This window comes from Rhizobium mongolense subsp. loessense (assembly GCF_900099775.1).
GTDB lineage: Bacteria > Pseudomonadota > Alphaproteobacteria > Rhizobiales > Rhizobiaceae > Rhizobium > Rhizobium loessense.
The window spans coordinates 912,565-934,485 of record NZ_FMTM01000001.1 but is presented as its reverse complement, the minus strand read 5'-3'; the positions used below and the strand labels follow the sequence as shown (position 1 = coordinate 934,485).

17 protein-coding genes and 3 pseudogenes are annotated in these 21,921 nt (G+C 60.3%); 10 read left to right on the top strand and 10 right to left on the bottom strand.

Features of this window, described 5'->3' with window-relative positions:
• A complete protein-coding gene (locus BLP23_RS04630) occupies nucleotides 1–786 on the top strand; it encodes an acetoacetate decarboxylase (RefSeq protein ID WP_092583716.1) in 786 nt (261 codons plus the stop codon).
• Complete coding sequence (locus tag BLP23_RS04625) at nucleotides 770–1,600, top strand: 3-hydroxybutyrate dehydrogenase (RefSeq protein WP_092583715.1); 831 nt, start codon at nucleotides 770–772, stop codon at nucleotides 1,598–1,600. Before BLP23_RS04630 ends, BLP23_RS04625 begins: the two co-directional genes overlap by 17 nt.
• Before the next feature lie 108 nt (nucleotides 1,601–1,708).
• Here BLP23_RS04625 and BLP23_RS04620 read toward each other — a convergent pair whose 3' ends face one another.
• From BLP23_RS04620 to BLP23_RS04610, 3 genes are all read right to left on the bottom strand, one after another.
• The gene (locus BLP23_RS04620) at nucleotides 1,709–2,353 is read right to left on the bottom strand and encodes a TetR/AcrR family transcriptional regulator (RefSeq protein ID WP_092583714.1); all 645 of its coding nucleotides are present in this window, start codon (nucleotides 2,351–2,353) and stop codon (nucleotides 1,709–1,711) included.
• A gap of 126 nt (nucleotides 2,354–2,479) precedes the next feature.
• Nucleotides 2,480–3,622 (bottom strand): hypothetical protein, encoded by a 1,143-nt coding sequence (locus BLP23_RS34295; protein WP_233426627.1) that lies wholly within the window; start codon nucleotides 3,620–3,622, stop codon nucleotides 2,480–2,482.
• Nucleotides 3,622–4,413, bottom strand: coding sequence for a DUF2092 domain-containing protein (locus BLP23_RS04610; protein ID WP_233426626.1), 792 nt, complete (start codon nucleotides 4,411–4,413; stop codon nucleotides 3,622–3,624). The genes BLP23_RS34295 and BLP23_RS04610 overlap by 1 nt, the downstream gene beginning before the upstream one ends.
• A gap of 499 nt (nucleotides 4,414–4,912) precedes the next feature.
• Between BLP23_RS04610 and BLP23_RS04605 the strand changes: the two are divergent.
• Nucleotides 4,913–5,284, top strand: a pseudogene (locus BLP23_RS04605) (transposase); the annotation flags it as partial.
• Nucleotides 5,285–5,455: 171 nt separating this feature from the next.
• On the opposite strand, the gene BLP23_RS34925 reads toward BLP23_RS04605, so the two are convergent.
• The 3 genes and pseudogenes from BLP23_RS34925 to BLP23_RS04595 form a co-directional block, all read right to left on the bottom strand.
• Nucleotides 5,456–5,767, bottom strand: coding sequence for a hypothetical protein (locus BLP23_RS34925; protein WP_267890067.1), 312 nt, complete (start codon nucleotides 5,765–5,767; stop codon nucleotides 5,456–5,458).
• A gap of 325 nt (nucleotides 5,768–6,092) precedes the next feature.
• Nucleotides 6,093–6,176: pseudogene (locus tag BLP23_RS34285) on the bottom strand (protease); the annotation flags it as partial.
• 179 nt (nucleotides 6,177–6,355) lie between these two features.
• Nucleotides 6,356–6,937 carry a TetR/AcrR family transcriptional regulator gene (locus BLP23_RS04595; RefSeq protein WP_208603120.1) on the bottom strand — a complete coding sequence of 194 codons (582 nt, stop codon included), beginning with the start codon at nucleotides 6,935–6,937 and terminating at the stop codon, nucleotides 6,356–6,358.
• A 70-nt stretch (nucleotides 6,938–7,007) separates the two neighbouring features.
• Between BLP23_RS04595 and BLP23_RS04590 the strand changes: the two genes are divergently transcribed.
• Together BLP23_RS04590 and BLP23_RS04585 are read left to right on the top strand one after the other, a co-directional pair.
• A complete protein-coding gene (locus BLP23_RS04590) occupies nucleotides 7,008–7,457 on the top strand; it encodes a VOC family protein (RefSeq protein WP_092583711.1) in 450 nt (149 codons plus the stop codon).
• Complete coding sequence (locus BLP23_RS04585) at nucleotides 7,454–7,918, top strand: cupin domain-containing protein (protein ID WP_233426625.1); 465 nt, start codon at nucleotides 7,454–7,456, stop codon at nucleotides 7,916–7,918. Before BLP23_RS04590 ends, BLP23_RS04585 begins: the two co-directional genes overlap by 4 nt.
• A 153-nt stretch (nucleotides 7,919–8,071) precedes the next feature.
• Here the strand turns inward: BLP23_RS04585 and BLP23_RS34280 are convergent.
• Nucleotides 8,072–8,413: pseudogene (locus tag BLP23_RS34280) on the bottom strand (IS21 family transposase); the annotation flags it as partial.
• Nucleotides 8,414–9,252: 839 nt separating this feature from the next.
• On the opposite strand from BLP23_RS34280, the gene BLP23_RS04575 reads away from it, so the two are divergent.
• Nucleotides 9,253–9,687 carry a hypothetical protein gene (locus tag BLP23_RS04575; protein WP_092583710.1) on the top strand — a complete coding sequence of 145 codons (435 nt, stop codon included), beginning with the start codon at nucleotides 9,253–9,255 and terminating at the stop codon, nucleotides 9,685–9,687.
• A gap of 360 nt (nucleotides 9,688–10,047) precedes the next feature.
• On the opposite strand, the gene BLP23_RS04565 is transcribed toward BLP23_RS04575, so the two are convergent.
• Nucleotides 10,048–15,591: a trifunctional serine/threonine-protein kinase/ATP-binding protein/sensor histidine kinase gene (locus BLP23_RS04565; RefSeq protein ID WP_092583708.1), complete on the bottom strand. Its 5,544-nt coding sequence runs from the start codon at nucleotides 15,589–15,591 to the stop codon at nucleotides 10,048–10,050.
• Between the two features lie 703 nt (nucleotides 15,592–16,294).
• On the opposite strand from BLP23_RS04565, the gene BLP23_RS04560 reads away from it, so the two are divergent.
• The gene (locus BLP23_RS04560; protein WP_167363826.1) at nucleotides 16,295–16,813 is read left to right on the top strand and encodes a response regulator transcription factor; all 519 of its coding nucleotides are present in this window, start codon (nucleotides 16,295–16,297) and stop codon (nucleotides 16,811–16,813) included.
• Between the two features lie 614 nt (nucleotides 16,814–17,427).
• Here BLP23_RS04560 and BLP23_RS04555 read toward each other — a convergent pair.
• On the bottom strand, nucleotides 17,428–18,060 hold the full coding sequence (locus tag BLP23_RS04555; RefSeq protein ID WP_092583706.1) for a response regulator transcription factor: 633 nt from the start codon (nucleotides 18,058–18,060) through the stop codon (nucleotides 17,428–17,430).
• A 764-nt stretch (nucleotides 18,061–18,824) separates the two neighbouring features.
• Between BLP23_RS04555 and BLP23_RS04550 the strand changes: the two genes are divergently transcribed.
• Together BLP23_RS04550 and BLP23_RS04545 are read left to right on the top strand one after the other, a co-directional pair.
• The gene (locus tag BLP23_RS04550; protein ID WP_092583705.1) at nucleotides 18,825–19,220 is read left to right on the top strand and encodes a response regulator transcription factor; all 396 of its coding nucleotides are present in this window, start codon (nucleotides 18,825–18,827) and stop codon (nucleotides 19,218–19,220) included.
• A 353-nt stretch (nucleotides 19,221–19,573) separates the two neighbouring features.
• Nucleotides 19,574–19,798: a hypothetical protein gene (locus tag BLP23_RS04545; RefSeq protein WP_092583704.1), complete on the top strand. Its 225-nt coding sequence runs from the start codon at nucleotides 19,574–19,576 to the stop codon at nucleotides 19,796–19,798.
• Nucleotides 19,799–19,986: 188 nt separating this feature from the next.
• Here the strand turns inward: BLP23_RS04545 and BLP23_RS04540 are convergent, their stop codons facing one another.
• Nucleotides 19,987–20,670, bottom strand: coding sequence for a TetR/AcrR family transcriptional regulator (locus BLP23_RS04540; protein WP_092583703.1), 684 nt, complete (start codon nucleotides 20,668–20,670; stop codon nucleotides 19,987–19,989).
• A 185-nt stretch (nucleotides 20,671–20,855) separates the two neighbouring features.
• Between BLP23_RS04540 and BLP23_RS04535 the strand changes: the two genes are divergently transcribed.
• Entirely contained in the window at nucleotides 20,856–21,920 is a 1,065-nt protein-coding gene (locus BLP23_RS04535) for an efflux RND transporter periplasmic adaptor subunit (protein WP_092583702.1), read from the top strand.
• The last annotated feature ends 1 nt before the right edge of the window (nucleotide 21,921 follow it).

Sequence of the window (21,921 nt, the reverse complement as noted above, 5' to 3'; positions counted from 1 at the left end):
ATGCACGAAGACACTGTCCGGGCGAGAGCTTTCGCCATGCCCCTGACCAGCCCGGCCTATCCGGCCGGCCCTTATCGCTTCCGAAATCGGGAGTATCTGATCATCACATATCGCACCGATCCGCAGAAACTGCGCGACCTCGTGCCGGAGCCGCTTCAGGTGTGCGAGCCTCTCGTCAAATTCGAGTTCATTCGCATGCCGGATTCGACCGGCTTCGGCGATTACACGGAAAGCGGACAGGTCATCCCGGTCTCGTTCCGCGGACGCAAGGGCAGCTACACCCATTGCATGTTTCTCAACGACCATCCGCCGATTGCCGGCGGACGCGAGTTGTGGGGCTTTCCCAAGAAGCTCGCGAGTCCGACTCTTCGCACCGAGACCGACACGTTGGTGGGCACGCTCGACTACGGCCCGGTCCGCGTTGCGACCGCTACAATGGGCTACAAGCATGGAGCCGCCGATCTTTCAGCGGTGAAGACCTCACTCGGCGAACCGAACTTCCTCCTCAAGGTCATCCCTCATGTCGACGGCACGCCGCGCATCTGCGAACTCGTGGAATACCACCTGGAGGAAATCAATCTGCAGGGCGCCTGGACCGGCCCGGCGGCCCTGAACCTCTGGTCCCACGCACTGGCCCCTGTGGCCGAGCTGCCGGTGCTGGAAGTGGTATCGGCGGTCCATATCATCGCAGATCTCACGCTCGCGCTCGGGAGGGTCGTGCATGACTACCTCGCGGAAGCCGAGCCTCGATATCGGAAAGGAAGAGCCTATGAACTCGCAGAATGAAACGTCATCGAACAAGCGCGCCGAGTGTGCCGGGGGCCGGCTTCTGGACAAGGTCGCAGTGATCACCGGAGCCGCGAGCGGCATCGGCAAGGAGATTGCGCTCACTTTCGCTCGCGAGGGCGCAAGAGTGGTCATTGCGGATCTTGATCAGAGCGCGGCCCAACAAACGGCGTCCGCGATCGATCCGACAGGCAAACGCGCGCTCGGGGTAGGCATGGATGTCAGCAACGAGGAGCAGGTGGAAAGCGGAATGGCACGGGCGATCGAAGCCTTCGGACGGCTCGACGTCCTGGTCAGTAACGCCGGCGTGCAGATCGTCGCGCCGCTCGTCGAGTTCGAGTTCGAGAAGTGGAGGAAGTTGCTTTCCATCCATCTGGACGGAGCCTTCCTGACCACCCGTACCGCATTGCGGCAAATGTACAGGCAGAAGAGCGGCAGCATCATCTATATGGGGTCCGTGCATGCCAAGGAGGCATCGCCGCTAAAGGCTCCTTACGTTACCGCCAAGCACGGTCTCATCGGGCTGGCCAAGGTCGTGGCCAAGGAAGGGGCCGCTCATGGTGTCCGCGCCAACGTGATCTGCCCCGGCTTCGTACGCACGCCGCTTGTCGAGAAGCAGATCCCCGAGCAGGCGCGCGAGCTCGGAATTTCTGAGGCGGACGTGGTCAAGACCGTGATGCTGAAGGAGACGGTCGACGGCGAGTTTACGACGGTGCAGGACGTTGCCGAAGCAGCGCTGTTTCTAGCGGCCTTCCCATCGAACGCGCTGACCGGTCAGTCGATGGTGGTCAGCCACGGATGGTTCATGCAGTAGCGGGTTCGCAGACGAGCATCGAGCGCGCCTATCGCGCCCGTCCTCCTGGGAGAATCGACCTCGCTAGTCGCACTGTTTTGCATGCACAAATACGCGCCTGCGAGGCATTCAATTTTCCTTCGATTGCGGGCGCCGATATCGCTGCAGAAACATCCGAATCGTCTCGTCAACGACCTCGTCGGCCGCCAAGGGTAGGCCTTCGCGACCGATCATCCAGGGCCACAGCGATATCTCGTTCAGCATCCCCATGAACTGGTGAGCCGCAAGCATCGGATTGCGGCAGTCCAGGATCTCCAGTGCGGTCAGATGGGCGAGGTAGTGCACAAGTCTCTCAGTCCGAGGCTCCATCACCGCGGCGAACTCCTCGGCGATCCAAGGAAACTGCCGGGAGTCGGCCACCACCATTCGAAGAAACCCGCAGTATTCCGGCTTCTTGTGAAACTCCAGAATCGCGCGCGCGATGACACGTAGCACGTCCTCGACGTCGCCGTCAGGTTCGATGCCGGACGGAAACGCATCCTCGAGCTGTCCCGATACCCTGAGGAGCATCTCCCGGAAGATTTCCTCCTTTGTTTCGAACTGGTTGTAGAGCGTCCGCCGCGCTACGCCTGAGGCTTTAGCCAAGTCGTCCATGCTCACTGAACCGAACCCCCGGTCCAGAAATAGCCGCCCGGCCGCCTCGATGATCGCCTCCCTCGACCCGCCCTGCCGGGCTTTCGCGCCGGCTTCGTTTGAACCAGTGTGAGTATCCATAACAATCCCCTAGCACAATGAGTGCATTCACAATGTACTGCACGGTCTAGTGCATCTCAAGGGCCGGATGCGTCGCCGATCCGGCCCATCGCGCTGAACCTGTGCCGTCACCATTTCGAACAGGCTCTAGTTCCCGCCCGGCGCGGTGCTGTAATCAGACGGCGGAGTTTCGCCCGTGACCACGATATTTTCCGGGATCTTGTATGCGATCCGCAGGTTGGCCGCGGCTGCCTGAAGCCAACCGACCGCACCTTCCATGGTCCATGCCGTGCCATCCGGCGGCAGGCTCTCAAACAGGCCCACCATCAGCAGATTCACAGACGGCGCGCTCCCGTTGCCGCCCTGATTCGATGTGCCTTGCCGACCGCCAACGGATGCCTCGGAGCTGCCCTGATTATAAGAACCTGAAGAAGTCCCGCCGGAAGAACCCGAGGCGGTGGCGTAAGACGCACCCGACGAGGTGCCGTCAGACGAACCCGAAGAGGACGAATTCGAGTAAGTTGAGCGGGAGGAACCCGACGACGTGCCGCCGGACGATCCTGAAGAGGACGAACTGGAGTAAGTTGAGGGAGAGGAGCCCGTGTAAGAAGACCCCGACTGAGATCCGTAATCATATGTGTTTCCGCTACCGCCCGAAGCGATCGCGGCACCAGTGGTCACTCCGACCGCGTATCCGCCGAGGGCGTAGGCTGCGCGGCGATAGTATCCACGACCATAATGGTCTCCGTCTCCATAGTCTCCGCCGCCATAGCCTCCGCCGCCATAGTCTCCGCGGCTATAGAGTCCACGGCCAAAGTATCCGTTGCCGTTACCAGAGACTTTGATATCGCCAGAACTGTTCACCGTGAGATTGCCTGAGTCCTTTGCGATGATATTGCCTCCCGTGTTGGCGAAGGTGCGGTTCGCCTTGATGTTACCTCCGGAGTGCAGCGTGTTGCGGCTGATATTCCCGGGTAAACCGTTCCCTCCGCGGCCAGCCCCTTCCGCCAATCGCCCCTTTGCGCCACCGACATTTGGCGCATGGGTGGGGCGATTCACCGGCGGACGGTTGTGGGCGCTCACCGGCGGACGGCCGTGGCTGGCCACCGGTGGACGGTGCGGGCGCTCCACCGGCGGGCGGTGCAGGCGCTCCATGGGCGGGCGCGGTGGCCCACCCATCGGCGGACGCGGCGGGCCCCCCGGCGGCGGACCGAACTGGGCAAACGCGACGCCCGAATTTGCCGCCGTTACTGCAAGAAGAGCGACGAAGGTTCGTTTCAGATGGTTCATCACTGGGTCCTCTTAGTTGCCGGCGCAGCGGCCGCAGTCAGCTCGATCTTTTTTGCACCGGCGGGCGGTTGAAAGGAGAATTCGGACTCGGATGGGCGGGCTTTGGTGCTCCAGCTGGTGAATTCCGCGATGAAACTGGGTTGGCCCGGGAGCAGCCGGTAGGTGACAGCGAGGCGACGTGGTGTGGCAGCGCTATTCTTCTCGACCCACAACTCCAGATCGATGCCAGACTTCTGATGGAAAAACAGATGCCGACATTCTACTCCGTCGACATTGGCCGTCCCGACCTGCCAGGCGGAGACAGCATCGCTCAACAGCAGTTTGTCCGGAGAGTCCACAAAGAAGCCGCCGAGCGGAAAATCAACGTTGATCTTGTCTACCACCTCATTGAGTGCCGACGGTATATCGCCGGACGCGGCAATCACCGCGTACTCCTTGCTGTCGGGGAAAAAGATTGAGGCCGCCTTGCCGTTGTAGAATAGATTGTGCTTGCCGTCGTCGCCGGCAACCTCGACGGCGATTCGATTAGGACGACGCACGACGATCTTCATCGTGTGGAAGACGTGAAGCGGCTGTCCGGATTCGCCTAGATAGACCCTGATGGTTCTCGCCGTAATCGACTGTTCCTTGGCCAGGAGCGTCTTTCCCATCTGCGACACGGCGGTGGCTGCTTCATCGCTGATCGCCGGCTTGAGCGGCGGAGCCGGTTCAGCTGCTCGGGCTATCGGCAACGCGGCGAACCCTACAAAGACGCCGACCGCAGCGGCCCGACTGGCATTCCCAAAGATCATCGTCTTCAGCGCTGGCCACCGCGGGGACAGACCAGTCGGCGCGCTGCTGGCGTGCCGCGCAGGTGTCCGGGCCTTCAGGAAGACCTCGTCTGAACCATTGCAAACTTTCATTCCCAATACCTTTCTATTGCTATCGTTTGCACTACAAAGTGCATAATGTGTGCTATACTGCACAGTGCAGTGCATTGCAAGGGGCAGTTTTTGCTGGCAAGTCGATCCGGCCCGCAAGCCGAGCCTCCCGTCATTTCCTGCGGAAGGCAGTGCTAGTGCGGTATCCGATCATGCTGCGTCACGTCAGGCGTTTGCGAAGAAATTGGCGCATTCGTCGGGTGTGAATTGATCGATGATGAGGCCGATGGCGCGCTTCAGACTTTAATCAATTGATATAATGAAAGAATTTTATTGCGGGGCAAGATTCGAACGTGCTGCCTTCAGGTTGGTGGACCACGATGGCCCGGCCTGAACCACCCGGGGGCGAAGTTATGTCGGCACGAGATACCAGTATGCAAGCGATGTCCCGGATCGTCAGTGGGAGTATATAGCACCTTTCATGCCCGCGCCCCGACCGCACAAGACGGACTTGCGTGAGGTTGGAACGCTCTCCTTTATACGCGTCGACAGGCTGCCAGTGCCGGATGCTGCCGGCGATTTTCCGCCCTGCTCAACGGTCCAGCGGTATTTCTATGATGGCGTGCGATGGGCCTGTGGTTCCGGATCAACGATCATCGCGATATGGAGACGCGAGAACTGGAAGGCTAGCAAGCCTCTCCGACGACCGGCGCAATCGACAGCAGAGTACCAAAACCGCGCAAAGCGCCGGCATCTGTGGTTTTGATGGGGCAGGAAGATCAAGGGCCGCAACCGCTACATGCATTCAGAGCACGCGGAGGCTGATGAACCGGCGGTTGGCTTCGACGCGGTCAAGCAGGGCGACGGCAGCCAGCGTGGCAATTGCGATGAGGCAGGAACCCAATCCAAGGACAATCATTGCTGTATCCTTAACGACATCATCTCATACCTGAAGGTACGTTTCATGGCGTCTTCATCGCTGATCGCCGACCTGGACGGCGGGAACCGGCAGGTCCTTCAAAGCAGCATTGTCGAGCATGGCTTCCGCCAGGAGCCGCTTCAGCTTCGTGTTGGACGGTGGAACCGGTTCCTCTGCTCGGCCTATCGGCAACCCGGCAAATTCCACAAGAACGCCGAGCGTAGCGGTCTGAACAGCATTCGGTAAGATGATAGTCGTCAGCGCCGGCCACCGCGGCAACGAGCCGCGATCGACGGCCGGATCCGAGGCGATTGCACGGCGCCGGGCCTTCAGGGCGGCCTCGTCTGGACCATTGCAAACTTTCATGCCGATACCTTTTCAACTTCTATCAGTTGCACTATCAAGTGCACGGCAAGTGATATACTGCACGGTGCAGTGCAATGCAAGGCGTATTCGCTGACATTAAGCGGTCATGCGCTACAACGGGTCGAGCTCCCAGGGACCGGACAAGCCGTTGGCCGTCATCGCGGCTGGCCGGGCTTCATTTCCGTAGGGCACGATGGTGACGCCGGTCGCGCTTATGTCCATGGCCCGGCGGAACTCGCGGGATTCGAAAGCGCCGCTTTCATAATGTCGCTCCGGCTCGCTTTAGATCAGCGGCGTGTCGGTGGTGTGCCGGGCTCGTACTTCATTAATTGTGGTAGATCTCGGTGCCAAGAACCCTAAGGCATTCCCGCAAGAAAGCGGCAAGGGCTGTCCAGCCCTTTGGTGACATGCTCGCTTGCGACGCTTTATTCCAGGCCCGCAGCCTTCAGCCGAACTTGAGGCCAAACTCCTTGCGAACGTCCGACGCGGGCCTAGGCGCGAACCAGAGAGATATTCCCGTTCTATGCTCGAAAATCGATAATGTATCAACGGGAACATCGGCCGTCGGCCGGCAGCTCTTACCCGTCGCTAGGGGCTCGCTACAACTTTCAGCGCGATCGCGACGATGTCTTCGGCGAAGCTCGCGTCGAGTGGGCGATGTCCGACCAGCAACCGGTAGAAAACAGGTCCGTACATCATATCGAGCAGCACCTCGAGGTTTTGCGGCAGCATGATTTCTCCTCGAGCGGCTGCCTCGATCAACAAGGCGCGACCCGCCTCGCGGCTCGAGAGAATGACCTGGTTGCGGAAGGCCTTGGTGAATTCGCTTTCGGGGTCGGCGGCCGCGAGCGTCATGGCGATTTGGCGCCCTCTGGTGGTCGCAAAAGCCTGGATCAGCGATCGCATTTGCACAGTCAGCGCCGATCGCAAATTTGTGGCGTCTTCTTCGATGGCGCCCGAATCTCCGGACATCAGCGCAGCCATAGCGAGTTCGCAAGCGTTCGCCCATTGCCTATAGATCGTCGGCTTGCCTACGCCGGACTTCGAGGCAACCGCCTCGACGGTGAGACGGCCGAATCCATCCTCGATCAGTATGTCGTGCGCGGCTTTCAGGATTCTCGCCCGGGCCAATTGGCTTGGCGGTCTTCCACGCCGTTTCGGTAGGCTCATGTGCTCTTGACTCAATTAATTATGAAACGTAACGTAATGTAATCATATGCCAGCGGCAAGGGGCCCGGCCATGTCCACCTCGATCCAATCCCTGACGCCTTATCTCATCGTCAAGAATGCTCGGGAAGCGATTGCTTTCTATGGCCGCGCCTTCGGGGCCGAGGAGCTTTTCCGGCTGACCGACCCACATGACGGTCGGATCGGCCACGCGGAGCTCAAGCTCGGCGAAAACATGGTCATGATTGCCGACGAGTATCCAGACTTCGGCGCACTGAGCCCCGATACGATCGGAGGCTCTCCCGTAACCTTCCACCTCGCAACTTTGACGGTCGACGCAAATCTTGCCCGGGCCGTCGGAGCGGGGGCCGTCGTTCTGCGTGCCGCCGCAGATCAGGCCTATGGCGAGCGCGTCGCCATGGTCGTCGATCCATTCGGTCACCGGTGGATGCTCTCGCAGAAGATCGAAGTTGTGGCGCCTGAAGAAATGCAGCGCCGCTGGGACGAGGAGACCGGGGCGTGAACGCGGCCGACGGAAATCGAAGCGAAGGAGGCGGCGGAGCGGGGTGTGGCAGTCCGTCGCACCGCTGCTGCGACGTGATCCTTCTCGAGCCGGGAGAGGGGCGGCGCTACGAGCTCGGCCCGCTCACGGGCGTGTTCAAGGCCGATGAAGCCGAGACGGAGGCCGCCTATTCCGTGTCCGAGTGGATTCTCGAGACTGGCCTGAAAGGTGTCGGCGGACACAGCCATGCAGCAAATGACGAGGTTTTCTACGTGCTTGAAGGTGTGCCGGAAATCCTCGTCGGCGACTGCTGGCGGCGGTGCACACCGGGCACTTTCCTGCGAATCCCGGCCGGCGTCGTCCACGATTTCCGAAACCCCGGCGAGACGACCGCCAGGCTGCTCAATCTTTTCATACCCGGTGGATTTGAACGCAATATGCCCGAGATCTCCACTTGGTTCGTCGCTCAGGAACCGGTTTAGGGCGGCTGAAAAGGGGCCCATTTCTCCTTTCGCGGGGCGACCATGCGGAACCTTCGCTTCAACTTCCTGCATGCGGCTTTAGATCCTGTTGCAGTTAGTCAGCGATTTCCTAAGTGCGCGGAGTGGCTCAACTGGTTCCACCACGTGCATGGCGTGCCGTCCGCGATATTCCTGCCACAACAGCGTCAGCCACGCCCTTTCGCTTCAGTTCACTGGCGATCTTTCCCCAGTCAGGCCCGTGCATGTCCTGGGGCGGGCGGCCGCGACGATGAAACAGGCGACGCTGCAAAAAAGCGTCCTCGTCAAGCCCAGGCGGCAACGGCCAGCCCGTCAGCCCGGCCTCACGCGCCTGCAACAGATCGGTCGAAATGGTCGTTTTGGCGAATTTCAGCCGTTCCGATCTCGCACGAACGGAAAACCCTATCCTTGCGACGGTCTCAGCATCTATCGAATGTCCTTTACACTCGTAAGCCTCGCCAGCTTCCGTCTCGCCATTCACTGGCCCCTCTGGACCAAGAATGGCAAAACGGCGCGTGCGAGAGTCGATCTCTTTATCGCCAAAAGACTGTCCGGGATTTAATGGAATTCCTGTCCGCGAAATACCGAAACCCGCATTCGGCGACGATCTGCGCGAGAAGCAGCTGGTCCGGGTACTGCCTAGCTACTGCATGGTCGATATCGGCGTCGTGGCCGTCTATCCCGGCCGGCGGCATCTCAACGCGAAGGAGCGGGTGATGTTCGACTTTCCAGCGGAAACATCACGAGGGTTGCCAGCCTCGGATCAAGGACTTCTAAACCCCCGTATAAGTCATCCCCTCCTCTTCGCTACCCGATCCTTCCTCCCGATCAATAGGCAGGTCGGGCAGCGTCCTGCTAGGGTCAGGGTACTTCCTCCCGCAGGGCCGCAAGCTATGAAAGGGCGCTTCGGGACGTGGAGCCGCCCGGACAGACGGAGACGCTATTCGTAGCGGAACTCGATCGAAGGGAAAGCTTCGAATCGAGGTGCGGATCATGGGCAAGGCAGCGGCTATTTTCTTTGCAGTCGTGAACGCTGGCTCCGGCAGTGGCGCATGATGCGACGCCAACGGCGGCACAGCCGCACGGATGGACGTATCCGTTTTCGTGCTGCAGCGGATGGATTGCCGCGAGATCCACGATCAAGGGGTTCTCGAAGGCCCGGCTGGCACGTCGCCACCACGCACGAACCATCGCTTACAATGACAAACGTATTGGGCAATCGCCCGATGGCGAATTCCACCAATGTGCGAAGGGCGCCAAGTTTGAGCTAGGCGACCATACGCTTTGCCTATTCGTTCCGAACAAGGAGCGTGATCATGACCGCGCCTTTGAGAATAACAGAAGCTCAGGAAACCTTCCTTGCTTATATGTCGTCATGGGGGCCAATCGGCACGGACATAGCCTTTAGCATCGAAGACGCAGCTACGGACCTCGGCTACCGTCATCGCCGCTCGATCTATTACCTCTACTACCAGCTTCGCGACATGGGCTTGGCCCAGATGCTGAAGGGCGAGGGCTATAACGGCAAGACGGCGTTCCGATGCTATGCGAGGCCGGAAGACTGCGAAGTCGTCATTATCGCGCGCAAGGGCAGGGCGAAGGGATCAACCAATCCCGTTCAAGCCGGCAAGCCCAAGAAGCTGAAGGCAAAAGCCCGCAAGGTCAAGACTAAGCCCGCTCCCAAGCCATCGCGTCCAAAACTCATCTCATATGTTGGTTGCGTCGGCCAGCCGGAATGGAACCGCATATGATCCGGCTTCATCTTCCGTTTCCGCCATCCGTGAACCCGCTGGAGGCCAACGGCGGCGCTCGTCGCGGGGGGCATAAGACCAAAGCCCGTGACGACTGGGTAAAGCTCGCCTCGACCGCGATCAAGGAAGGCCATCGGCTTCGGTCTGGCCCCTACAGCCTGTATATCTGCCTAGAGGCTCCGGATAAGCGCGCTAGGGTGTCCGTTTCTCATTTCGCCCGACAACAATGGCGCGTCATGACTATGAATCAGCTTCGGCCCGCCTCAGTCGTCTCGCGGTGGAGAGGGTCCAGGCCGACGGCCTTCACTCTTCGCAGAGACCTGCACTAGATGCGAGAGGTTCAGCCAGCCGTTCGCCCCATTAGTTTCCCAACATTGCCATTTGGTCGGCATGCCTTGCGCCAGCGGGTTCGTCTCGTTCGAGAGGCAGAGTGAACAGAAACACTGCCCCACGAGGTTTATTCGCGGTGGCCCATAGCCGGCCCCCGTGAGCCTCGATGATCGAACGGCAGATCGCCAGGCCCATACCCATACCGGTGGATTTGGTCGTGTAGAAGGCCTCAAAAAGGCGGTCCATACTTTGCGGGTCCAGGCCTGGACCCGAGTCGCGCACCCCGACGACCACGCCTCCTGAGGCCTCTGTCTCGGTGCTGATCAGCAACTCGCGCTCTTCCTCATTAATGCCGCTCATCGCCTCAATGGCGTTCATGATCAGGTTTAGGATCACCTGTTGCAGCTGAACGCGATCCCCTTCCACGGACGGGAGGCTCGCCGCGAATTCGGTCTGCAGCGTGACGCCTTGCCGGAGCACTTCGCTGCCGGTCAAGGCAATCACGTGACCAATGGCTTCATTGAGGTCGAACTGCCCCTTGCGAGGGGGCTCCTTCTTGACCAAGGCGCGGATCCGGCCAATGACATCGCCGGCCCGATTGGCGTTCTCGACGATCCGGCCGAGCGCCTGAGCCACCTCATCCAGATTCGGCGGATAGGTACCGAGCCAGCGCAAGGCCGCCTGCGCGTTGGTAAGCGACGCGGCGAGCGGCTGGTTGACTTCATGGGCGATGGAGGCTGTGAGCTGCCCCATGGTGGCGACGCGGTTTGCGTGGGCCAGTTGCCCCTGCGCCTCGCGCAAGGCTTCCTCGCTCTTGCGTAACGCCTCTTCCGCCTGCCGGCGCTCCGTCAAATCGAGGACGAAAGAGACACCTTCATTCCTGCTTCCTTCCAACATTGCACCGCCGATCAGCACGGGCAGACGGCTGCCATCTTTCCGAAAGTACTCCTTCTCGAACGGTTGGACTGCCCCGATCAGCTTCAGCTCTGCGACGGTCCGTGCGTCGCGGTCGCGCCATTCGGAGGGCGTCAGGTCCGTCCAGCATAGCCGACCCGAGGCAAGATCCTCTCGGTCGTATCCCACCATGCGGAGGAACGCGTCGTTAGCCTCAAGAATGCGACCTTCGATATCCCAGATGACGATCCCGATGATGTTGGCCTTGACGAGGCGACGGATCCTGGCTTCGCGTTCAGCGAGATCGCGGTAAAGCCGGGTATTCTCCAGTGAGATCGCTGCCTGAGAGGCGAGCAGCTTCAGCACCGCGATCCGGGCCGGCGCGAAGACCCGAGGGGCGAGGTTGTTCTCAAGGTAGAGTACTCCGGTCAGTTGGCCCTGGTTGAGCAACGGCACACAGAGAATGGAACGAGCTTGGTGCTGACAGATGTAGGGGTCCGCGGAAAATGAATTCTGAGCTGTGGCGTCGCTGAGAACCACGCTTTCGTTTGTGCGCAAGACATAATGAAGGAGCGATTCCGGCAGCGTGATCGCAGTCACGATCTCGTCGCGCAGCTGCACCGCGACCGTGTCGCCGACGGTCGTGGCCTCCGCCGTGATCCGTGACTCACCGCCACGCGGCAGGATCAACAGGCCGCGCTCGGCGCCCGCCTGCTCAACGGCGGTGCGCAAGATCGTGTCGATCAGCTTTTGAAGGACAATCTCGCCCGACACGGCTTGCGAAATCTTGATAACGGTTGCGAGATCGAGTTGCTCGATCGGTGCACCAATGGTGCTGGTTGGAGCAGGAGCGCGTTCTTCCCCTCTCAGGTCAGGATAAAGTTGGTCGAGTTGCCGCACCTTACCGTCGGCGCCCCAGCGCAGATAGCAGCCTCGCGCGTTGCGCAGATAGAGACGAGTGAAGTCCTCGAAACCTCCCTGCGCATAAAAGCGGGCGGCGAGTTCATATGCGAGGGCTTCATGATGAATGAAGCCGTTGGCACGCGCCGAGCGGATCGCTTGTTCGTAAAGCCGCACGGCGTCGATTTCGCGGCCTTCAAGGCGTGCTATCTCGGCGCCGACCAGCGCGGCTCGGTTCTCGAAGTTCTCCGGGCAATTCTTCGCATAGATCTGTAGCTGTCGGTGGTGGGCGACCAGAGCCTCCGTGTGCCGCGCCCGCTGGTCAGCCACAGCAGAGTCGCAGCATGCGGCGCGGGCCAAGGCACCATAGAAATGATGTTCTGGCGTTTCTTCGAAATGAGACACCGATGTCCATGGTAGCCTCTGCGCCCGCAATGACGCATCGACGGCCGCCTCATAGTCGCCCGCAAAGAACCGCGCCTGGAGTTTTCTGACGAAGTAGCAGGTTTCCGCAAGAATCAAATTCGGATCGTCGGAAAACCGGCGTTCGATCTCAACTTCGTCAAATCCGTCGTCGTCGAAGGAGCCGAATTTCCGGGTCAACCCGCGCAGCGTCCGGACGAGGCCGAGTTGCGCGCTGGCGAGGTCTATGACGAACTGGAACCGCACCTTCTGCGCAAACGCAAGGCCAATCTCCGCTTGGCGTTGCACTTCCATAAGCGGATCTCCCGCCGCCAGCAGGTTGGAATTCAAACTGGCATAGCTGTATCCGGCAAACGTGAGGTCGCCGCTCTGGTTGGCAATTTCAAGCGCTCGCCGCAAGATGTCGCGGCCGGTTCGGACATGTTTCGTCCACGGTATGACGTGGGCCCCGAAGTCTTTATAAGTCCTGGCTTGGAAGCGCTTCAGCTCGCGCTCGTCGACCAGTTGGCAGCCAACCCGACCGAATCGATATCCGGCCGCATAGTCGCCAAAGCGGGGCCCGGCAATATAGCCAAGCGACACATAATGGTAGCAGGAGCCGTCGCTGTTGCCTCGCTCGAGGCTCAGATTAACCGCCAGGCAGATCGCCATGCATGCAAGATTCGCATCAGTATGCCATACCGCCCCAACGAGCCGGGTGAGGATATCCAGCGCCGCGGAGGATGCCGGGTCGCTCATCAACGGCAGATCAACGAGCTCCTCGATCGCGCGGTTCCCGAGCTGCGACCAGATCCGGCCGTATTCTCGTTGCACTTCCTCGTCGACCGGATGCGGCGACCAGTCGATGCCGAGATGCTGCCTCAAGTAGTCGAGACCGACGGCGGCGGAGCGACTGGTCTGACCGAGCGCAGCATAGAGGTCGATGCGCAGGCAGGCGACAGCAGCCTGATCGTCGGAGCAGACAGCACAATTGGAAAGCTGTGCCAGCCGCTCCTCCGCGTCCGCCAGCGCGCCAATGAGGAACTCGCATTCGGCTCGGTTCAGCTCAAGCGCGAACACCAGTTCGTGCTGGCGCTCCCAGGCGTCTTCCGGCAGCAGTGTCGTGCCGGCGACAAAATAGTTGAGCGCCGAGGCGTATGCCGTCGAGGCCTTGGCGCGCTTGCCGGCCAGCAGATTGAACTTTGCCAGTTGCTCGCGCTCCTCAGCCGAGGTGATCAGTGCGGCTCCGCGATTGAGTTGGCTGACAATCTCGAAAACATAATCCTCAATCAGCTCCGGCGCAGTGTTCGCGGCAAGCAGTCTGCCTATGCGAAGGTGCAACTCGCCGCGTCGCTCCTCCGGGATCAGCGAATAGGCAGCTTCCTGAACGCGATCGTGGACGAACCGGTAGGCGCCTGCCAGACGCTCGAGCAGTTCATGAGCGACGGCAGGCCACAGGGCCTCGGGGACTTGCTCCTCCGGGGTTTCGAGGACGAGTGAAAGCCTCGTGGCATCTGCGATGTTTCCGAGACAGGCGAACTGCTGCAACGCCTTTCGCGTTTCGGGCGGCAGGCGCGCGAGCTTGCCGACCATGAGGTGCACGACGTTGTCGGTGTATCCCTTAGCGTGAATGCGCTCTAGATCCCAGGACCAGCATGCCGCGTCATGATCGAAGGTGAGCATTCCCTCTTCGGCGAGCGAAAACAGGAACTGACGGACGAAGAACGGATTGCCGCCGGTTTTGTCGAGCATCATCTGTGCGAGCGGGGCTGCACGCTCGGGCTGACAGTGGAGCGCATCCGCAATCAACTGCCGGAGATAGTCTTCAGTAAGCGGCGCAAGCGTGATTTCCGCGACCTTGCCGCCGGCGGTCTTGATCGCGTCAAGCTTCCGCATCAAAGGATGGGCGGCGGTGACTTCGTTGTCGCGATAGGCACCGATCAGCATGAGCTGCTGCAGATCCGACCGGGTCAGCAGATCCTCCAGCAGGTCGAGTGTCGCTGCGTCGAGCCATTGGAGATCGTCGAGGAACAGCGCTAGCGGATGTTCGGGCCGGGCAAAGACGCTGATGAACCGCCGGAATATCAGCTGGAATCGCCGTTGCGCGTCCTGTGGCGGAAGTTCAGCGACCGGCGGCTGGTCGCCGATGATGAGCTTCAGTTCGGGGACGAGATCGACCATCAGCTGTCCGTTGGGGCCTAGCGTCTCGCTCAGCGCCTCGCGCCACGGTGCCAACTCGGCCTCGCTCTTGGCGAGGAGCCCCTTGAGCAGGCCCTGAAAGGCCTGCGCCAGGGTCGCATAAGGGATGTCGTGCTTGTACTGGTCGAATTTGCCGGACGCGAACAGCCCCCGCGGCGGCACCAGTACTTTGTGGAGTTCATTGACCACCGCCGACTTGCCGATGCCGGAATAGCCAGAGACGAGCACCAACTCCGGCGCCCCGCTCAACACCACGCGGTCGAAGGCAGCGAGCAAGGTCTCGACCTCGCGTTCTCGCCCGTATAGCCTCTCGGGGATCAGCAGGCGGTCCGGGATGTCGCGTTCGCCGAGCGGGAATGCATCAATCCGGCACTGCATTTCCCATTGGCTGAGACAGCGGCTCAGATCGTGCTCGACGCCGCCTGCCGTCTGGTATCGCTCCTCGGCCGTCTTGGCGAGCAGCTTCATGACGATGGCCGAGACTGCCGGTGAAACATCCGCCGTCCGCTCGTTGGGCGGCATCGCCTGCCGTGCAATGTGGCAATGCACCCATTCCATCGGGTCGGAAGCGGCGAAGGGCAGGCTCCCGGTCAGCATTTCGTAGAGGGTCACGCCGAGCGCATAAAGGTCGCTGCGGGAATCGATCGAGCGGTTCATGCGCCCGGTCTGCTCGGGGGCCATATAGGCAAGCGTTCCGGCGATCACTTCGGGCGGCTCGGGCGCCTGCCGTTCGCGGGAGAGGCGCGAGGCGATGCCGAAGCCTGTGAGCCGCACCTCGGCGCCCGAGCCCGTTACCAGGATATTGGCCGGTTTGATATCTTTGTGGACCAGGCCGCGCTGGTGGGCCTTGCCGAGCGCAGCGGCGATGCTAATCGCGAGGCGCAGGAAAAGCTCCGGTTCCATTGCCGTTCCGAGCCGCCGGGCAAGCGGCTCGCCGCCCAGATCTTCAAGCACCAGCATGGTCCGGTCGCCTTCGCGCACCAACTCAAGCGGTCGCACCGCCCATGTGCTATCGAGCTCATCCTTCAATCCATATTCATGGTCGAGGCGTTCGAGGCTTGAGAGTGTCGGGTGCTCGAGGGCCGGAAGCACGACCAGTACCGGGTTCCACTTGCCGTCGGCGCCTCTGCGCCGTTCCCGGTGGAACACGCGATCACCATCCTCCCAAAGAACCTCCAAACTGCTATCTCCACCAACGCCGAAGAAAGAGGATGTGCTTAGTTGCCGACTTCGTTACCTCGCCTGTCTCATTGCACTGCCACTCTCGTTTCGGAGATCCGTCCACTCACATTGGCCAAAGTGAGCACATATGATGAACCGTAACCACTTCCCTGCCTTCTTACCACATCTCGCCTGTTCGTCCCAGCGGATCAACCGAGCGGCTATCACCCACCCCTTCGATGCATGGTCCGCGTCTGCTGACGAAAGACCGCCCAGCGGCGGCTGGACGGCCGGGCGGATCGTGGACCCGCAGAGCTTCGGAGGAGAGCGCGCCGTAGCTTGTTGGTAGCACGGGAGAAATTCGCTACCTGCCTGTCGTGAGGCAACGACTAGAGACTAGCGATTAAGAAGTCGACGGAAAATTATACCGTGGTTTCTTCTTGCGATACTTTGGAATACCGGCATCGAGCCATCCGCGAACTTCTGCACGGCGAGTGACATGTTCGTGGATCGGCAATACCACTCCTCGCTCCAGACGCGTCAGCAAGCTCAAGCAGGCACTGTCAACAACCATGGGCTACTGAAAACTATCCAAGCGTATAATGTCGTCTCCAGCCGCCTTGTCCTAGACTCGAACCTGAAACAAGGAGCGGTCATGATGGTATCCCCATACTGTGTCCCCCACGCGTCCTCGGCATCCAACACCAGGAAAGCCAGTGTATTGGTAGCGGATCCGGAAATCGACGTTTTTTCCCCTCTTGTTGCACGTCTCCTTTCTGAGGGATTGGCGGTTCGGCTGGCCACGAGCGTTGCAGGAGCCAAGGCGCAGCTTGAAAGCGACGTGCCCGATTTCGCATTGATTGAACTCAAATATGCTGACGGCAATGGTTTCGAGATCATCGAAGCGTTGGCAAATCGGGGCACTACACGCGTCGTGGTCCAAAGTATCTACTGCAACATCAGCACGGCGGTCCGCGCCGTCAGAGAGGGAGCCAGTGACGTTTTGCCGAAACCGATGGAGGTCGATATCGTGCTGGCCGTGCTGCTTGGACGAAATCTCGAATCTGCGCCGATACCCGAGACGATTTCGCGGCCCGAGGCCGTTCGCATCGAGCATATTAAGAGAATTTACGCCATGTGCGGGGCAAACGTATCGCGCACTGCGCGCACGCTTTGTATGCATCGAAGAAGTCTACAACGCATCATGGCGCGGGATTCCTTCTCACTAGAGACACCTTGAGTTTGGCTACCACCCCATGCGGAGATCGTGTTCGTCGTCAGCACGGGCCCCCCCACCGCCTAGAGGAAATCCAGGAAAAGTGTAGATCGCTTCGGTCCGGAATTGCATAAAAACAAAAGGATTAGTGCCGTTGTGGCAACTCCGTTTTGGCCGAAGCTGCGCTCGCGATGGCGCTCCGGCACCTCTCTGCGCTCATATTCCATCCGGCCGCCCGTATCGTTGACGAGGGTTGGTCCCCGGAATCGCACGGCATTCTCCCCCGACATCGCCATTGTTGATCACTCGCCTGCCATCTGCTCCTTCAGGTTTGTCTTTAACAACCCGAACTTGGCATGCTTGTAACCGTGAACCCCGCCAGCCCCACATGCCGTGGCGCGATCTTATAGGCAAATCCACTCGGTCGGTCTCGAGCGCGCCTTGTCCGCCATGCGAGAGGTCCAAAAAGAAGCCTCCCGGGGGTTGGGAGGCTCAAGGCGGGCCGATCGGGGGCGATACGGCCTGGGAGGCGGAAAGGAACCCCTACCATAGAGGAGGGCTCCAGCCCGGGCTATTGGCCGCCAGGAAGGATCGATTACCAATGAGGAGGGGGTGACCTATACGCGCGGCCAAGACCTTTATGAGTGCGTTTGCGGCTTTCCCTGCGCGATCATCAGCTTGTCAGCCATACGCGCGAGTTCGGGCAAGGACCTGGTACCCATCTTCTGCATGACCTGGCTGCGGTGAACCTTAACGGTAATCTCGCTCACGCCCAGATCGCCGGCAATCTGCTTGTTGAGCCGTCCGGTCACCACCAAAGCCATCACCTCGCGCTCCCGCGGGGTCAGGCTATCGAAACGCGCGCGCACCGTCGCCAACGCCTTTTCATTTTCAAGCCACACGCGGTCGCGCTCCAGGCCGACGTGAACGGCGTCGAGCAAATCCTGGTCTCGGAACGGTTTCGTCAGGAACTCAATCGCGCCCCCCTTCATCGCCTGGACAGACATGGGAATGTCGCCATGCCCGGTGATGAAGACGATCGGCAGCTGAATATTTTCTCGCGACAGCTCGAGCTGAAAATCAAGACCGCTTTGTCCCGGAAGCCGGACATCGAGCACGAGACAGGTCGGTCCGTTGGGGCGTCCAGACCTGAGGAAGTCGTCCACAGAGGCGAGGAGTTTCACGTCAAAACCGACGGAACGCAGCAGACTGCCAAGCGCCTCGCGGATATCCGGGTCATCATCGATAACAATGACGGTTGCCTCGGTCATCGCCAGCGCCTTCCAAGGTCAACCGAAAGTTTGGGACGTGCAGGATCTGCACCCACTGTAGCCGCAGCGGGCAAAGCCCAACCAGCAGAGCGCCAATGACGCGATGAGAACACTCCTCCTCTCTCCTTCGTCGCTGCCGAAACGGAGTTTTTTCACACACCAGAATGCGCGCTAATTACTTCGGCCACAAGGCTAAATGCGGGCTTCCCAAGAGCGCGCTTGGGCGTCCTGCGGTCTGCCATGGCGCGCCGATGCGCCACATGGCCGGCGTCTGCCGTCACAAGGGGACACGGGTGCAGCAAGTATCAGGGCGGCGCGAAGCAAGCAAACTCAAGCACTAGCGGCGCTGTGCCGCGTGAATCCGGCATATTAATGAGACGTCAGCGATGAGTTCGACCAGGCGCCGCACCGGGCCAAGCCGCAGCCAAAGCGCCTGGTGGTCGCGCCGCTATCCGACCATTTCGTCACCCTTCCACGCGGCGCAGTCGAGATCTTCCTCCCACTCACCTCCTGCATTACCGACTGGCCCGACGCGCCTGGTGCCGCTTTCGCAGGGCGCGTCGATCTCAAAATTACCTCGACTGTCTCATCTCCACGTTCCGGGCGCTGCTGGGCAGATGCCCCCACGTTGCCGCGAATCTTAGACAGCTATACTATCGTATAGCTTGCGATGCCTTTGTCGCCGTTGGATATTCAATCCATCCAGTCAAGCGCGCCACAACGCTAGTTCGGCAGACGCCGATCGGCGAAGTCGGGAGGCGGCAGTGCCAACCAAGAGACCTCTGATTGCGATCGTCGATGACGACGAGTCGATGCGCGAGGCTATCAAGGGGCTCATAAGGTCGATGGGATTTGATGCCGAGACCTTTTCATCCGCGGATGATTTCTTGAGGTTCCCACATATCCGCCGCACGGCTTGCCTGGTGACGGACATCAATATGCCCGGGATGAGCGGGGTCGATCTGCACCGCCGGCTCGTCGCGCTGGGCAAGAGCATTCCGACTGTTCTGATCACGGCCTTTCCGGAAAAGAATGTGCGCGCGTCTGCGTTGGGCGCGGACGTCGTCGGCTGCCTGACAAAACCGTTTGGCGAACAGGTCTTGCTTGATTGCATCCGTTCTGCGCTGGCTCTCAGTGGCGAGGGCGAAAGCGGTTCATGAGGTCGCAAAGACCTCTCCTAGGCAAAGCGCGCTGCACCTCCACTTCAATCCCTGCGGCGCCGACTTTGACCTTTCCAATCCTATCAGCCGGGTCTCCAAACTGGAATACCACTTTGACCTTCCGCCAAAGCCTCGCACAGCAAGGCTTCCTGCGCATCTGTAATCCCCCAGCCGAGGAAGCTTAAGCTCGATGGATTCCGACGATCTGGTGGAGCGGGTTAAACCAAAGGCGCAAATGAGCATGCCTAGAATTCAGAAAGTCTTCCGCAAGTATTATGGACCGAGATAACGCTTGGGACTAGCCTCTAACGTGCCAACTGAAGGGGAATGCCTGCAACCAAAGGAAGCGCAGTATGACTGACACGCTGGAGCAGAATGATCCTGCCATCGAAGAACTGATGAAAGACGCAATAACCAGCTACATGCTGGACAGTTTCGAAGTCGAGGATCGGTTGAAGGCGGCCGTCCAGAAGCTCGCCGTGGAACTGCTTGCTGAAGAGCTGGCTGCTCTGAGAAAGAAGGTTGCGAAGGCCAAGTCGTCGTATATTCAGGCCGCAGATGTGTTGACAGCGGCTTAAGGCTAAGGTCGGTCGAATATTTCCAGCCTCGGGCAGGAAGGTGTTTTACGAGCGCTGCACCCCAATCCTGGGCAATGTTGATTTGAGTGCGGAAATCACCCCTCGGTCGCCAGCAAAACATCACCCCAATACAAGCATCCTCGTCACAATGTCAGCAGGTCGCCGAGCGCGAGGCTTGGGACGTTTTATTAGGCACGCGGAGGACCTATCCAAACGCCTTCTGGCACCGTGGGAATACAATTCGCCAATCCGTCGAGCATGCCTTGCAAGACGTTCTCGCTCAGCTCCTCCATCTTTTCGCCGGGGCCGACGAGGCGGTCCACCAGCAGCAAAGTGAGTCCGTGCATTTGCGACCAGAATATTAGAATGGCCCCCTCAATCTTGCGTGTGTTTGCCGCGGTGTTTGGAATGAGACGCCCGAGCGCACCGTCGCATATCGCGCCTACAACGAGGTCTTTCATGTTGTTAGCGGCCGTTCTTTCGATTGCAGGGCGCCCATTGTCCTGACCGGCAAGATAACCGCCGAACATCAATCTGTAGAGCGCAGGATTGTTGACGCCGCCGCGAACATAGGCGCGCGCTATAGCTGCCAGCCGCTCGCGCGGACTGTCGAGTTCCTTCGTCGCATCGCTCATCTGCTTTGCTAGGAGCTCGAACCCTACCGCCGAGACGGCCGCCAGCAATTCACGCTTGTCGGCGAAGTGTTTGTAAGGGGCGTTATGACTGACGCCCGCTCGACGGGCGAGCTCCCGAAGCGAGAACTCTGTGCTTTGGGATTCGCTAAGGACATCGAGTGCTGCCCCTACGATCGCCCTGTGCAGGTCACCATGGTGGTAGGGGCGCTGCTCTGTGCTGGAAATGTCTTTGGTCATGACTGTCCATTTAGGTTTTCAAGTTGCGCGTGTCAACTTTCTTTCCCAAGTGATGTTGACAATGCCCACTCTTGTCCTTAAGTGGGCGTTGTCAACATCGGGCGATGCCCATTAACGCATCAGATTGGAGACTGCGAACGAACAACGCAGCTCTCTTTTGGTCGCAAACCCTACCGGAGCGAAACATGCAGTCCTTTCGATTGCTGGGAATTGGTCTCGCCTGCGCAGTACTGGCTGCCTGCGAAGACAAAGCTGAAGTGGCGCCGCCGCAGCAGCAGGTCCGCGTTGTTGCGGCGTCGGCGGCTCAGTATCAACCGGGTGCGGAGATCACCGGGGAGATGAAGGCACGGGTCCAGACCGAACTCTCCTTTCGCGTCAGCGGTCGAGTTCTCGACAGAAAGGTCGACGTCGGATCGCACGTCCACGCCGGCGACGTGCTTGCAAGGCTCAACGACACGGAACAGCAGGCGGACGTGAGCGTCGCCCGCGCCGCGTTGGAGTCGGCACAGGCCGTCGTTGCACAGAAGACGCTGGCGTTCGAACGGTCGAGGTCGCTCCTACAGTCGCAAGCGGTTCCTCGGGCGATCTTTGATGACGCCCAAAAAGAACTCTTGAGTGCGCAGGCTTCCCTCGAGGCCGCTGAGGCCGCGCTCGCGACGGCCGAGGACGCGCTGTCCTACACCGAGCTGAAGGCCGCCGCGGACGGCATCATCACGTCGCGCGGCATTGAAGCGGGGCAGGTGGTATCAGCGGCGCAGTCTGCCTTCACGCTCGCCCACGACGGCCCAAGAGATGCGGTGTTCGATGTCTTCGAGGCGTTCTTTCTGGATGGCCGGCCGCTGAAGGACGTCGAGGTCGCACCAGTCTCCGACCCCTCGCTGGACGTCCATGCCGCCATACGCGAGGTCTCGCCCGTCATAGACGCGAAGGCAGGCACGATCCGGATCAAGGTGGGGCTCCAGGAAGGTACGCCATGGCCGCTTGGAACGCCTGTAGTGGGCAAGCTGCGGGCCTCGCCGCGCGACGGAATCGTGCTGCCGTACACCGCGATAGCATCAGCCGAGGGCAAACCCGCCGTGTGGCTCGTCAACGCCCGAAACCAATCCGTTTCGCTCCGGAAGATCTCTGTCGGTCGGTACCGCCAAAGCGATTTCGTCGTCACGGGCGGCGTCGCCCCGCACGACCTGGTCGTGACCGAAGGCGGAAAGTTCCTCAAGGAAGGCCAGGCGGTCGCCTGGGATGGCAAGTGAG